The sequence below is a fragment of the Odoribacter laneus YIT 12061 genome (assembly GCF_000243215.1).
In the GTDB taxonomy this organism is placed as follows: Bacteria; Bacteroidota; Bacteroidia; order Bacteroidales; family Marinifilaceae; genus Culturomica; species Culturomica lanea.
This window is the reverse complement of the sequence record NZ_JH594596.1, coordinates 2110138-2124351: the sequence shown is the minus strand read 5'-3', so window position 1 is coordinate 2124351 and position 14214 is coordinate 2110138. Positions and strand designations below refer to the sequence as shown.

Here is a 14214-nt window from a genome sequence, read left to right as displayed (position 1 = left end):
AAAACGATAAGGTGTTTGGCGATACCTTCAATACAAAGTAGATGAAGTAGTTTACGCCTTATGTTTTTTGACTAATACTTTAAATTATGAAACAGTTGGACATTTTGGAATTACAGTCCCTCGTCAGGCATAAAATATTTAGGCGAAACATTAAATGTTTTCGCAATTGTATTAATCATCTCCAAATTAAAAGACATTGCACAATGAGGATTTTCCCGATTTGCGAAAAAAACTCGCGAGCGATTAATATTTTCAGCGAATTGTTCTTGTGTCAAACCTCGTTCCTCACGTAATGTTTTAACTTGTTTACTTACAAATAATTGAATGGGTGTTTTTTCTTTCGGCCTCATAGCTTTCAATTATTTGTAAATGAAAGATTTTTTTGTAATCATTGATGCTCTACTGGTAGAGCATTTTGGAATATTATAATTATTATATGAGATTAACCCGACTAATATTTTACTCTATTTACTTTAATTTTCTACATAAAATTAAGGTAATAGCATTAATAACTATTAATACGCGCGCTCCACCTTAATGTTATAAAAAAAGAGCGTCCCGCTGGCCTCTCAAACCATTAGACGCTCTTTATTAATCAAATAATTATTATTTAATCAACATTCAAAATTATGAAACATTTTTCACAAAATAAGGGGTCTAAGCCTCAAAAAACAAATCATGAAATAAAAAATGGATTTAAGATCATTTTGTTATTATGTTTTTCTTTTTTTACATCTTATGGAAGTACAGAGCTTTCTGTTATATCAAACTTTCAAGACAAGCCTCCATACCTCATTAAAGGTACAGTTATCGATATAAAAGGGTTCCCTATACCTGGCGCAACGGTCAGGATGGGAACAATAGGAACGGCTACTGATAACAATGGGGAGTTTTCAATTTTGTTATCACAAGCAGAAGGAATACTTACATTCTCTTGTGTTGGATTTAAATCCTTAACAAAAACATATCAATTTGGAATAGTAATGAAAGTTCAGCTTCAAGAAGATGTGAATGAATTGGAGGAGGTAACCGTTGTCGGTTATGGTACGCAACGTAAAGACGAAGTGATGGGATCTGTTTCTGTCATTAAGGCAGAGCAACTTGAAAACCGAATTGTAGGTAATTCTGTACTTGCCTTAAAAGGTCAATCAGCAGGTGTTCGTATTACTCAGGTTACAGGAGCAGCCGAAGACGTTGATATAAGTATACGAGGGGATATAGATCTAGGACTTTCTAAACGTCGTCAACCACTTATTGTTATTGATAATGTGATAGCAAGCGATGAGACTAATCTAAGTGTAGGGGGCAATGTCTTAACCTCTATAAATGTAAACGACATAGAGAGCTACAGCGTCTTAAAAGATGCTGCTGCTACGGCCATCTACGGTTCCCGCGCGGCAAATGGTGTAGTGATGATTACTACTAAACAGGGAAAATATAATCAAAAAGCACAAATTAGTGCTAATTTTAGCTATACAGCTATAGCACGTCCAAAACTTATCGACCGCATTGGTGGGAATGCAGAGCGACTTTTCAGGATGGAGGCTTTGGAAAATTATGCATCAGTATACTTTGATAAAGAGACAAATACTTATAAATATCCAGCGTCCTTTGAAGAAGCTTATCAAAATGGTGCCGATTTTAATTACTTTTGGAATAAAGGGAATGGAGCTTCTTTGAGAATCTACCAAGACTCCCTCAACCCATTTTACAACAACAGCACAGATTACTTTGATTATTATTTTAATCCTGCACGTGTTATAAACGCAAACCTTCAAGTGCGTGGTGGTGCGCAAAATATTGCTTATTCAGTTGGTTTAGGATATTACGATCAGACTGGTACATTACGTAAAACAGGACATCGACGATTAAGTGCTTTTTCAAATCTTAGCTTCAAGCCAATTAATAAATTACAAGGTAATTTCAGATTTTATTTATCTTATCAAGATAATGCCGCAGCAAATAAGGGAATTGATATGTTTAATCTATCTGAATACGACTATTCTACTTATCCCGACTTTCTTTTGAACACCAGTACTGTTTTACCGGGAAAAGGTACACCTGCATTTGATGAACTCACCAAAAGATATGATAAAACTTTACAAAAAAATGATGTCTATCGTCTCCGCTCTTCCTTTGATTTAACATATAATATTATTAAAGGAGTTGCGCTTAAAACATCCGTTGCAGTAGATTTTGTACAAAATAATCAGAATATATTTAAACCATCCGAATTAGATGAATATGGAGAAACTTATAGTTCTGGCGCAATATCACGTCATTTAATGTTATTAAATGACAATCTTTTGACTTATCAACATACTTTCAATGATGTGCATAATTTTGATGCTTTACTGGGGTTTTCTTTACAGCAAGACGAAAGTAATAACATTTCTGGATATGGGAAACGGGCTGCATCAGATCTAATTCATTATGTGCCTTGGCAAGGTAGTGTATATGATCCAGATAATAATAGAGCTCTCAAAGATTTTACTTCAGATTACCAAAAGTCCACAATGGTGGGAATTTTTGGACGTATCAATTATAATTATGCAAAAAAATACTTCATTGGCGCAACCCTTCGCCGTGATGCTTCAAGTCGCTTCGGAGAAAATGTACGCTGGGCATGGTTCCCGTCGTATTTTGTTGCGTGGGATATAGCAAAGGAAAATTTTATGAATTGGTCGAAAAATTTTCTTGATAATGCTAAGTTAAGGTTTTCTTACGGAAAAACAGGACGTATTTTTGAATTTCCTTACGTTGCTTTTGGAGAGCTTCAACAGTACTTACCATTTATGGGCCAGCCAACAGTAACAATGGAGTGGAATTCGGGTTTAGAAAACCGAAATTTGACATGGGAAAAAACCGATCAATATGATATTGGTGCTGATTTTTCTTTTTGGGGTGGGCGGCTTACAGCAGTAGCAGATTATTATCTCAAACGAACCACAGGAATGCTCTATAACCCTGAAGTTCCCGGAACCCATACAGCTGTTCGTCGATATTGGCAAAATATGTTTGGAGTAGATAATTACGGTTTTGAATTAGAATTACATGCCGATCTTATCCGAAATGAAAAATTGAATTTAAATATTGGGTTTAATATATCTAAAAACTGGAATATACTTACACGAAGTGCAAATGGACGAGATTTTAAAAATCCGGATGCTCGGTTTGCTAATAATTTATCTATTATTGGTAAAGGACTATACGGTATATATGCTTTCGATGATAGGGGTATATACAACTCTCAAAATGACGTATTCCGCTATTGGGATGGCAACGTACTAAAATATCTCGCAGGAAACGGAAATGCCTTTTACCGTGAAGGAGATAGGATAATTATGGATGTTGACGGAAACGGGCAAATATATAATTATGGTTCATTGGCAGATGATCGGATTTATATTGGTCCTCCTCAACCAGCAATACAAGGAGGATTTTCATCAAATCTAACATATAAAAATTTTGATTTCAATATATTATTTAATTACGTTATTGGAAAATGGATACTTAATACTGCTAAATGGGCATCTTTAGGCACGACTATAGAAATCAATCCAATAGATATAGCGAAGCCCTATTTAATTGACAACTTGAATAAAATTCATTTTTGGCGTTACCCCGGTGACAAAGCAGATTTCCCACGTAATGCGGCTAATGTAGGATTAAATAATTTTGCATCCAACTTAGCTTCTAATGCACAAAAGGTATACTACATACAATGTCAAACTATTACTTTAGGATATACGATCCGCAAATCCATTTTCAATAACACCCGGATTTTTTTTAATGTTGAAAACCCATTTACCATTACTAACTATAAAGGTAATAATCCTGAGAACACCGATCCAGCTACGGGCATTGATCGGGCAAATGCGTTACCCGTTTCCAGACAATTTACGTTTGGAATTTCAAAAGAATTTTAAAAAATACGATGATGAAAAAAATAATTCTCTTTCTTATTATAAGCTGCTTTAGTTTTATACAGATGTCTTGTGATGACTTTTTAACACAAGAACCCGAAACTTCTGCAACTAATATAAATTTTTGGAAAACAGAACAGGATGTTGAAAGTGCGGTCTATGGTTTACATACAGTTTTTCGAGACGCGATTGGAAGTTATACACAGTATTATCGTGATAGAGGTATACTTCTAGATTACCTAAGTTTGGCTAAATGGAATAAAAGTCAATCTAATGATCTCTCCGGTTATACAACCTCATCGCCGGAATTGAGTTGGGCAAATGAATATAAAATTATTGCTCAGGCTAATTTAATAATTGACAACATTGATCGGGCAAATTTATCTCAGGACAGATATAATTTTTATTTGGGCCAAGCACTTTACCTTCGTGCATACACCTATTTCCAAATTATAAGATTATGGGGCGATGCACCTTTAGTAATTTCAAGTAACGATATCGGACAAAAAGGACGTACTCCTTGGAAAGAAATTGCTTCTTTTATTATTAATGATTTGGTAAAGGCTGTTCAGTTACTTCCGTCTGTTGATCAATTACGTGATTCTAAAGGTAACATCATAACAAATAAACAAATTCCTTGTAAAGGAATTGCAAACGCGACATTGGCACATGCCTACGCATGGCTTGCAGGGTTCGGGAAAGAACCTATGTACTATACCAAGGGAATAGAAGCAGCTACAGCGGTTATAAATGACCCAAATTATGGATTGGTTGTTAACCCTGAAGAAGTTTGCACTAAGGTCATGCGTGGCAATTCTAAAGAAAGCATATTTGAAATTACTTATAGTGAATTACTCGGCGAATACAAATCTTATGCAGGTTATATTGCAGGAGCAATTCAACGTTGGCCAATCCAACCCAATACAACACCTGCAACAAAACGAAATTACCGTATTAATAACACTACGGTTGCCAATTTATATTCAAAAAATGATCTACGTAGAACAGCTTATTTTAAAGATTTTGAACAAATGGCAGAAGAATCTTCTGCTATTACCCAAGATGCCGCTTATGTCCAAATTTGGAGGTATCCCATTATCTTCAATGATGGTAATAAGAAGGGGCAGATGAAAACCTACGATGCAAATGAGATCATATTTCGTTTGGCCGACATCATTTTACTTAGAGCAGAAATGAAGGCTGCTACTAATGACCTATCCGGTGCAAAAAGTGATCTGAATATAATCCGACAAAGAGCCGGAGTAGATGATTATACGCCTGAGGAAGGAGACCTTAGAATAGCTATTCAATTAGAACGCGACAAAGAACTTATTTTTCAATGCCTTGTCCGTTATTTCGATAATATGCGTAATCATACCTATAATAAAAATTTGAAAGGAAATTTCCTTACTCTTTCTGAACAAGATGTTCTTAACGGCGCTTTATTTCTTCCTTTACCCAAAGTCGCTTTTAATAATAATCCTGCCATGAAGCAAACAGTCTATTGGCAAATCCAATTCAGAATCTAATTTTTTAAAACAAACAAAATGAAAACATATTCAATTATTTTAGCACTAAGTATTACTTTATTTCTTTTCGTAAGTTGTGAAGATAATTTTCATGATACTGGTAAAGCAAATGGTGTATTTAACGGAACAATATGGGAGTATCTAAATTCTGACCCTAAAAACTATTCCGATCTTGTTATATTGATACAACATGCAGGATTAGAACCTCTATTGGATGGCAAAGTTTCAGACAATCCTGAATTGACTTTTTTTGCTCCAACAAATTTCTCTATATATCAATTCTTATTTAAAACAGTGGATAACGAAAATAACCGTATATATCAATCAGTTTCAGATATTCCTGTAGAAATGGCACGTGAAATGATTCTTTCCTATATTATTCCTGGCAGAAGAATGCGGGAATCCTTTAATTATGAAATTAAAGGGACAAATGAAGGAGGTTCGCTATGCACAACTTTAACTAATTTAGAACTACGAGTATATCGTATACATGGTGATTTTTATGATGTACCAGATATAGGTGCTGATATTCTGGCGATCCATTTTATCCAAACTGGTTTTAAGAGTTCTATTGCCTCATCCGATCATCAAACGGATAATGGTATAGTCCATTCTCTTGATTATGATTTTCTACTTGTAAATCCTGTCGTTCATTTAAATGAGTAATAAAATGAAAAACCAATATTTATTTATTATTTGCTTAATCCTATTAACCTTTTCTTCTTGTGAAAAAATAAAAATAGGATTTTTAGATACGGAAAATGCTGCCTATACGCCCGATTCATTGGTTGTAAAAACTATGTTAGATCCGTATACATCGGATAGCATACAAATCAATTTGCAAAAACCCTATCAATCTTCGCCTATTCAGGGAATTGACGGGACACCGGTTATTCATTACAAAATAAATACTATCCGCGATGAATATGGGAAAAATGTATCAGAGGATATTTTATCCCAATTCGGCATTGTTCGTAAAGCCGTAATTGAGATCGCCTATAATCATTCTATACCTATAGGTGAATATTTTATTGACATTCTGGTCTATAATGAAGATAACTCTATCATTCTGCCTGAAATATTTAAAGTAGTAGTTAAATAAACCTTATTTGGAGACGGTACGGGAATCGCCTTATTCAGCATCACTGAATTATCTTTTGATAACCCCCGTATCCGTCTCCTTATTTTTAAATTACATTTTTATACTAGCAGGTAATAAAGGGTGGTAAATTTATAAGCGATTATTGTACGAATAATCGAGATAAACAACAATCAAATGGTACAAATTTCGCAATTATAGGTAATGTAAAAGGGATTGCAGCGGTTAATAAAGTTCTAGAAGTAGGAAGGGCCGGAGAAGTTGCAGCTATCCTAAGATGTGGATTTGTGACAGAATATAAAGGCACATATTGTCGGTTATATTACGTGGACTATATGTTGAACAGTGAAGGTAACCAGATTGGAGTGACATTTAAATATTAAGTCTCATTGGTAAAGGGAAAATAATTTCAATTTTCCTTCCTTTAAACGATCAAAAAGAGAGTGCCGTAAGACACTCTCTTTTTAATTACTCTTTCATCCATTTAAGGACATTGTTTAATACGTTTGGACCTTGCGACGTTATACTATTGCCGACACATCTCCACGTATATCCTCTATCAAATGGGGCCGCACCAGTTGCAGCTGCTGCAATCAAAGCACCTCCCGTGACTATGGCAGCACCTCCTACAACGTATTTACATACTTTTTTAAAAGTTATCTTTCCCATAATCTCAAATTTTATGATTAATATGCTTTACAAATATAATCATATTTTAAATATTCTGTATAATTGATATTTATTTTTTAATGCGATATATCTTGATATTGTAATATATACTTGATAGTTGGCTTTTCGAAAAGTTGCAAGCAACTTAGAATTATCCACGTTTTAGTAAAGCCGATAAGCTTACTAAATCTTTTATTTGATTTCAATTAAATCATCCCAACTTGTCGTGTAACGTCTCGATAAATATTTCCGGCTCAATGCCCATTTTTTGCCATTTCCCTGAACGGCCAATTTTAGTGCATCAGGCGCAATCTTACGATTAAGCATGTCTAACACTTTATAAAGACGTTGTTCTCTTTCACGGTCTATTCGGTAGAATAAATTCCCTTGTACCTCATCCTCTTTTATTAATTCAGATACAATTACCCCAGCTTTTTTAAAAGCATAACCTTTTTGGTAAATCCCCTTCAATATTGTTTTGGCTGCAATGATTAACTCAGAAGAAGCGTTTGAAGCTACAGGTAATTGTAAAGAACGTGTTTGATAGAAGGGGGATAAATCGTCTCTAAAAAAATTTGAATGAATAAATACAGTTACTGTTCCAGCACACGTTTTTTGTTCTCTAAGTTTACGTCCACATGAAGCTGCAAAATTTGCGATTGCTTCATACAATATTTCAAAATCTGTTATTTCTATAGGGAACGAACGAGAAGTACATATACTTTTTTTACTATGAGGTAATTCCAAATTAAAACAACGTATTCCTTGAAGTTCTTTCCAAGTTCGTACACCGACAACCCCCATTTGAGTTCGGATCCAACTTTCCGGTTTATTAATAAAGTCCCATGCAGTTTTTATTCCGTAACGTTGTAATTTTTTATCGTATTTGTATCCAATTCCCCAAACATCACCAATTTCAAACAATTTTAAGGCTTTTTGAATTTTAGTATCTGTATCTAACAAGCAAATTCCTTTATAGCCCTTATATCTCTTAGCATATTTATTCGCTACCTTTGCCAGTGTTTTTGTTGCAGCAATACCACCAGATACAGGAATACCTGTATTTTTAGTAGTTATTCTGATAATTTTTCTAGCATAATCAGTAAGATCATAATGTTTATCAAATCCTTCTAAATCGAGAAAAGCCTCATCAATAGAATATACCTCCAAATCTTTGACAAAAGTGGCTAACGTCAACATCACCCGTCTAGACATATCTCCATAAAGAGAATAATTAGACGAAAATATAATCACTTCATTCTCCTGAAGTATATCTTTAATCTTAAAATAGGGATCACCCATTTTAACGATCTTTTTAGCTTCATTGGAGCGGGCAATTACACATCCATCGTTATTGGATAAAACAACGATGGGTTTGTTTTGAAGCGCTGGATTAAATACACGTTCACAAGAGGCGAAAAAATTATTACAGTCTACCAACAAAAACATTTTATCTCCTTTTCCTCTTCCTGTTATCTCGAATTGTATAGGTAACCACTCCCCAAACCATAAAATCATTTTCCTTTGTAACCTTGATTGGATTATATTTACTATTGGCAGGTATTAACCAAATTACCTCATTATCTTTATGTATAAATTTTAATGTAAAATCGCCATCAATAAATACCACAACTAGATCGCCTTCCAAAGGAGTTAGTGATTTATCTACTATTAGAACGTCACCTTCTAATACATCAGCATCGACTAAAGAATCACCGCGTACACGTCCGTAAAATGTAGCTGGGGGATTGGTTACGAGCTCTTTATTTAAATCCAGGCATAAATCTAAATAATCTTGCGCAGGATTAGGAAACCCAGCCTGTATTCCCTCATCTGCATAAGGTAATGCTAAATTGCTATTCGTATCCGCCCGGAATAATTCAATAGTTATCCTCTTTCTTCCACTCATACGGACAAAAATATAAGATTCCAACAATCATTTATCCGAGTATGCTTGGGTTATAAGATTTCTTATAAAACTTTACGTTAATAGGGTTAAATTTCACAACGTTAAAACGAGCTATTTGTACATATAAGAATGTATAAAATGAATTAACTTGTCCGTTTTGACAATGTTTAGACAAAGCAAACGGACAAGTTAAAATACTAAAATAAATAACTGATAATAAATATGTTATAACAATCTGTCTAAACACTGTCAATAGCCTTCCAAGCTGGGGGTCGCGGGTTTGAGTCCCGTTTTCCGCTCTCTGAAAATCAAGCAGTTACATTGAGTTGTAGCTGCTTTTTTCATGTCCTTTTTCGTACCGTGCCGTCAGCATGCCGTTTTTATACCCCAAAAATGTCAAATAACTCGCGTTTAATTACACAATAAAATCATCTTATCCCTATCATTATATGGTGTTTAATTAAATTTTATTGTATTTACAAAGGTAGACCTTTTTAACCGATTCCTCTGTTGGTTTGGTGTGAAATATAGCTAATCGGATTAGTTAAAATCATAATTCATAAAGCAATATCTTTTGATTTGTAAGAGTTGAATTTATTCATTATTTTTATATTAAGTAATAAGCAAAAAATCATAATAAGGCATGGCAAACAAAAGTGATGTCACAACAGTTTTTGAAGACACTATTCTAAACAGCGATTTAAGTAGTGTTATGGCAAATATATCAGAATCTATTATTGATTCAATGACCGATCTACCTATCGTTTCCTTGATTAGAACAACTGGGGATATTCGAGATTATTTATTCCTTAAGAAAATCCTTTCATTTCTTAATGGTATTAAAGATATTAAATCAAGCACACGCAAACGAATGATAGCTAAAATAGAAAAATCTGAAGACTATCGTCACAAAGTAGGAGAAAAATTATTATACATTATTGACAGATGTGACGATAATGAAAAAGTATCCTATCTAGCAACAGCTTTCTGTGCTTTCTTAAAAAAGAAAATCAAATATGGGCAATTCTTAATATGTGCCGATATGATACAAAAGACATATATTGACGTTCTAAAATACTTCTTGAATGCAACTGAAGATTGGCTTATGGTAGAAGATGCACAAGAAGAGTTAGCTGCTGGTTTGTTTTATCTTGACATGACGACCATTTTGTGGAATTATAGAAAATTTATTATGGACGAAATCGACGAAAATGAAATTGGTGATCCCGGAGCTAGAGTCTCGGATGTAGGCAGAACGCTTAGGTATATATTCAATCCATATTATGAAGGATATCATAAAATGGATATGCCCGACCCGATGTTAAATATGTTATTGAATAGACCGAATCATTGATAATATATCGATAGAGATGTTTTCTGATAAGATAAATCCGTTGATTTTGTTGATTCCATTCGTTTAATTTTATAATAAATTCTACTACTGTTTCAGGGTTTCCCGCATTATCCTGAATAGCTGTATTCAGGACTGTTCTTAGGGATCTGACATTAACAGGTATGCCACCTTTCTTACGTCCGTTCTTTAGTTGGTATTGAACAAACTTAACTACATAATTATAATTCACGTCTGCAAATAACCGTTTGTCTAAGGCCTTATCGAATTTTTCAAGGTATTCCGATAATTCAACAAAGGTCAGGACATGTCCGAAACGTTCCTGTTTTTCGAGTTGCTCTATTAATTGCAGAATATAAGTTTTCAGTCTGGTTGTTTTCTCCACGATAAACAGATGTTCTATAATCATCGTATTTGTAAAAGGGATTTTTCGCTTGGTAAGGTCAGAAATCGTTTCATCTAAAGTTGTAGATAATGAATTCAGGTAAACATTGTATTTCAGCGCATCAGGATGGCTGTTTGCACCTTTCAAGCTATATCGTTCAAATTCTTTGTCCCACTGTTCGGGTAAAGCCATTAAATCTAAGGTGGTAATACTTCGTTGTTGGCAGAAACATAATACTAAAGCGATGGGGAAGCTACCGTCCTGACGCATCCTGTCCTGCGTTTGGAGTAATTTAAAAGACCATTTCTTTTTGGCTTTCGACGTGGTGTGGCTTTTCATGAGGTCAGCAGAATTTAGATTAATTACTCATTTGCAGCGTGCCGTTATCGTGCCGTTTTTAGGGTAAAATCTCTATCGTGCCGTTTCTGTGCCGTTTTTTACACAGATAAAAGCTACTAAACTCAAAGTGAATACACGCTCAAGTGCCTGTTATTACTACGAAATTAAGGAAAGTGTAAATAATCCCAAATGATATGCATACATCTTTTGGTTGTCTTCTAAGCTGGGGGTCGCGGGTTTGAGTCCCGTTTCCCGCTCCAATTAACAAATAGGAATTTAGAGGTATAGCAAGAAGCTGTACCTCTTTTTCATTTGTATACCTGAACACGGATTTTGTATACAAATTGTTTGAAATGTTTTGACAAGATTTTACGCAAAGAGGGACGGACCTTTTTTGTGAAAAACAGGGATGCTTTTAAACCCAATTATTTTCTGAATTTCTTAGGGGTAAAATTGCGTAAAATTACACATTAGGGCACGTCCCTAATGTGTAAAAAGAGGGGGAGGTGAATCGATAACGACACTTTTAGGAATTTCTGTTTTTTCTACAATGCGTCAAGGGGTTGTTTTCTACTTTAAAATGCCGGATAGCTCACGTTTTATTTCAGAGAGGACTTGCTTTTTTGAAATACTAATAAATATGCTTTGAAAAGTAGTTTGGAGGACTAGTTTTTTTATTTTCGCAGGTTGAAAGTGAGAAGTGTCGTATGCAGCATGAATCGGATTTAGAATTTGCACAGGTGTACAAAAAAAGAAGAAAGCGAAGCCTTGTTACCGGGAATATTCCTCTCGGGATGTTGTGGTTCGCAGTTCCAATGATTGTTGGAAATTTGTTACAACAATTCTATAACATTGCCGATACTTTGATTGTCGGTCAGTTTTTAGGGGCTGATGCTTTGGCTGCTGTCGGTTCTGCTTATACGCTGATGATTTTTTTGACCTCTGTACTTTTGGGATTGTGCATGGGAAGTGGGGCGGTCTTTTCCCTACAGTACGGAGCCGGAGAGAAAGAGATGTTGAAACGCAGTATTTATGCATCAGGGGTATTGATCGGATTTGTTACCTTGGTTTTGAACATCTTTGTTTTTAGGTGGATTGATCCCATTTTGCGGTTATTACAGGTTCCGGCTGAAGTATATCCTTTGATGCGCGATTATTTGTGGGTTGTTTTTTGGGGAATTGGTTTTACTTTTCTTTATAATTTCTACGCTTGTTTACTCCGGGCTATAGGGAACTCCCTGCAGCCTTTGTGGTTTCTGGCCGTAGCCGTAGTATTGAATATTGCACTTGATTTGATTTTTATTCTGTTATTCGGTTGGGGTGTAGAAGGCGCAGCATGGGCTACGGTGATTGCGCAGGCCGTATCAGGAGTCGGGCTTTGTATTTATACACTTTATCGCTATCCGGACTTACGGATATGTCGTAAGAATACAAAGCTGCAGTGGACTACGGTCAAGGAGATTGCTACCTATTCTTCCCTGACTTGTGCCCAACAATCGGTTATGAATTTCGGTATCCTGATGGTGCAGGGATTGGTAAACAGTTTCGGAACAGCTGTTATGGCGGCCTTTGCGGCTGCCGTCAAAATCGATTCCTTTGCTTATATGCCCGTTCAGGATTTCGGCAATGCTTTTTCTACTTTTATTGCCCAGAATTTTGGTGGCGGTCACCGGGAACGTATCCGTAAAGGAAGCCGGGTCGCTTTTCTTGCGACTACGTTTTTTTGTGCTCTTATCTCTCTTTTAGTCTTCGTTTTTGCTCGTCCTCTTATGCTTATTTTTGTTCCGGCTTATGAAACGGAAATTATTTCAATCGGGGTGGAATACCTGCGGATTGAAGGTGTTTTCTATTGTGGAATTGGTTATCTGTTCCTGTTTTATGGTTTTTATCGGGCGGTAAGGCGGCCCGGTATGTCGGTCGTACTGACTGTCATTTCCCTTGGTACCCGGGTCGCTTTGGCCTATGCTCTCTCTGTAATCCCCTCCGTAGGGGTACTCGGAATCTGGTGGTCTATCCCTATCGGATGGTTTTTAGCAGATATAATCGGATGGTGGTATTATCGTAAATCCTACGCATATCTTCCGGGCTGGTAAATGGATAGAAGAAACATAGGGGGAGGGGAAAAAGAGAGGAAAATTTTTGTTTAGCTTAGGAGATAGGGATCTTCATAAAATGTTTGAGAAGGGACTGAGGATTTTTTTATGGATAAGAGTTGAAAAGAGTGATCTTGAAATGTGTGTTGATGGCAAATTTTGTATACTTTTAGAGGATTGTTAGTGAAGACATATTTAGAAATACCGGAATGAAAAAATTATTTTTGATCGTTTTTACGTTTGTAATTTATTCTGTCACTTGTGCACAGTTTGTCATTACACCCAATGGGTATAAAAGCGAAAAAGGAGAGGATTACATTGTTTATGAATTTCCTGCTAAAGCCAAAGTTGAATTATTTAAGGCCGTTTCTACCAATATTTTGAAAACCATGTCGGGTAGCTTACCTGCCTATTATTCCAATTCAGAAGATTTTATTGTGATGACAAATGTAGTCCGTAAATTTGTCAATAAGGGTATATGTGCTTTAACAGTAGAGTATATCTTACGTTTTGCAATAGAAGAAGGTAGGGTGTTGGTATATGCTCCGGAAGTTAATTTTCACGGAACGGCTAACGGAGCAGAGATCTTATTATTCCCTTGTGCTGGTAAAAATTGGGCCGGCCGGCATTTCTATATTTATTCGAAAGAGGGTAAATTACAAGAAAAAGAGATAAAAGATCAGATTGAGGCTTATTTCAATAAAGAAATGACCGATCTTATTGGAAGTATAAAATGAGTTCGGCATGCGATAAGCAATTTTTAAAGATACATTCCCTTTTTATCGTGCCTCCCCTCTCTTTTTCGGCATACTGAAACAGGGGATACAGAGCAAACCTGTTTTCATACTGGAGTTTGTTCCCGAATAATTTGAGTCTGTCTCATTTTTCAGAGGATCCTTATACGAATATTTTAT

General features: G+C 35.5%; 12 protein-coding genes. 7 read left to right on the top strand and 5 right to left on the bottom strand.

What is annotated here, in order from left to right:
- Window positions 1-110: 110 nt before the first annotated feature.
- The gene (locus tag HMPREF9449_RS08855) at window positions 111-350 is read right to left on the bottom strand and encodes a helix-turn-helix domain-containing protein (RefSeq protein ID WP_009136916.1); all 240 of its coding nucleotides are present in this window, start codon (window positions 348-350) and stop codon (window positions 111-113) included.
- Window positions 351-629: 279 nt separating this feature from the next.
- Between HMPREF9449_RS08855 and HMPREF9449_RS08850 the strand changes: the two genes are divergently transcribed.
- Genes HMPREF9449_RS08850 through HMPREF9449_RS08835 form a run of 4 tightly spaced genes read left to right on the top strand, consistent with a single transcriptional unit; the run spans window position 630 to window position 6557 of the window.
- On the top strand, window positions 630-3929 hold the full coding sequence (locus HMPREF9449_RS08850; protein ID WP_009136915.1) for a SusC/RagA family TonB-linked outer membrane protein: 3300 nt from the start codon (window positions 630-632) through the stop codon (window positions 3927-3929).
- Window positions 3930-3940: 11 nt separating this feature from the next.
- Window positions 3941-5455 carry a RagB/SusD family nutrient uptake outer membrane protein gene (locus HMPREF9449_RS08845; protein WP_147640039.1) on the top strand — a complete coding sequence of 505 codons (1515 nt, stop codon included), beginning with the start codon at window positions 3941-3943 and terminating at the stop codon, window positions 5453-5455.
- Window positions 5456-5473: 18 nt separating this feature from the next.
- On the top strand, window positions 5474-6121 hold the full coding sequence (locus HMPREF9449_RS08840) for a fasciclin domain-containing protein (protein WP_009136913.1): 648 nt from the start codon (window positions 5474-5476) through the stop codon (window positions 6119-6121).
- Window positions 6122-6125: 4 nt separating this feature from the next.
- Complete coding sequence (locus HMPREF9449_RS08835; RefSeq protein ID WP_009136912.1) at window positions 6126-6557, top strand: hypothetical protein; 432 nt, start codon at window positions 6126-6128, stop codon at window positions 6555-6557.
- Window positions 6558-7022: 465 nt separating this feature from the next.
- Here HMPREF9449_RS08835 and HMPREF9449_RS08830 read toward each other — a convergent pair whose 3' ends face one another.
- From HMPREF9449_RS08830 to HMPREF9449_RS08820, 3 genes are all read right to left on the bottom strand, one after another.
- Complete coding sequence (locus HMPREF9449_RS08830) at window positions 7023-7223, bottom strand: hypothetical protein (RefSeq protein WP_009136911.1); 201 nt, start codon at window positions 7221-7223, stop codon at window positions 7023-7025.
- 192 nt (window positions 7224-7415) lie between these two features.
- Entirely contained in the window at window positions 7416-8672 is a 1257-nt protein-coding gene (locus HMPREF9449_RS08825; RefSeq protein ID WP_009136910.1) for a Y-family DNA polymerase, read from the bottom strand.
- Between the two features lies 1 nt (window position 8673).
- Window positions 8674-9132, bottom strand: coding sequence for a LexA family protein (locus tag HMPREF9449_RS08820; RefSeq protein WP_040611296.1), 459 nt, complete (start codon window positions 9130-9132; stop codon window positions 8674-8676).
- A gap of 643 nt (window positions 9133-9775) precedes the next feature.
- On the opposite strand from HMPREF9449_RS08820, the gene HMPREF9449_RS08815 reads away from it, so the two are divergent.
- Window positions 9776-10486, top strand: a complete 711-nt coding sequence (locus HMPREF9449_RS08815) for a hypothetical protein (RefSeq protein WP_009136908.1) — start codon at window positions 9776-9778, stop codon at window positions 10484-10486.
- On the opposite strand, the gene HMPREF9449_RS08810 is transcribed toward HMPREF9449_RS08815, so the two are convergent.
- Window positions 10404-11207, bottom strand: coding sequence for a phage integrase SAM-like domain-containing protein (locus HMPREF9449_RS08810; RefSeq protein ID WP_009136907.1), 804 nt, complete (start codon window positions 11205-11207; stop codon window positions 10404-10406). The two genes, HMPREF9449_RS08815 and HMPREF9449_RS08810, sit on opposite strands and share 83 nt — an antisense overlap.
- 707 nt (window positions 11208-11914) lie before the next feature.
- Here HMPREF9449_RS08810 and HMPREF9449_RS08805 point away from each other — a divergent pair.
- On the top strand, window positions 11915-13300 hold the full coding sequence (locus HMPREF9449_RS08805) for an MATE family efflux transporter (protein WP_009136906.1): 1386 nt from the start codon (window positions 11915-11917) through the stop codon (window positions 13298-13300).
- A 209-nt stretch (window positions 13301-13509) separates the two neighbouring features.
- On the top strand, window positions 13510-14037 hold the full coding sequence (locus HMPREF9449_RS08800) for a hypothetical protein (protein ID WP_009136905.1): 528 nt from the start codon (window positions 13510-13512) through the stop codon (window positions 14035-14037).
- The last annotated feature ends 177 nt before the right edge of the window (window positions 14038-14214 follow it).